This window comes from Actinomadura sp. BRA 177 (assembly GCF_013372625.1).
In the GTDB taxonomy this organism is placed as follows: domain Bacteria; phylum Actinomycetota; class Actinomycetes; order Streptosporangiales; family Streptosporangiaceae; genus Spirillospora.
This window is the reverse complement of record NZ_JABXFD010000001.1, coordinates 1-418: the sequence shown is the minus strand read 5'-3', so window position 1 is coordinate 418 and position 418 is coordinate 1. Positions and strand designations below refer to the sequence as shown.

Sequence of the window (418 nt, the reverse complement as noted above, 5' to 3'; positions counted from 1 at the left end):
TCGTCTTTGTCGCCGGTCCGGGACGCGCCGGGCGCGGCGGCGTGCGGGGGCGCGGAGCCGCCGGGCGCCGGGGCGCGGGCCGGGCCCAGCGGGGATCTTCGGGGGGTCCGAGGAGCAGGCGCCGCGCGCGGGCGGGGTGATCGTCTCGGTCATGACCGGGTCCCTCCGGTGTTCTCCCCGGCCGCCGGGACGCGTCCGGGAGCACCGCGGCCGAGGCGGCGGGGGGGGAAGATCCAGGCGCGCATCAGCAGGAACCGGACCAGGGTGGCGGCGGCGTTGGCGGTGACGAGCGCGGCGACCCCGCCGGTCCGGGACGCGCCGGGCGCGGCGGCGTGCGGGGGCGCGGAGCCGCCGGGCGCCGGGGCGCGGGCCGGGCCCAGCGGGGATCTTCGGGGGGTCCGAGGAGCAGGCGCCGCGC

The 418-nt window shown here is 82.8% G+C and carries 1 pseudogene; it reads right to left on the bottom strand.

From position 1 onward, the window contains the following. Window positions 1-149: 149 nt before the first annotated feature. Window positions 150-418 (bottom strand): annotated as a pseudogene (locus HUX53_RS00005) (hypothetical protein); the annotation flags it as partial.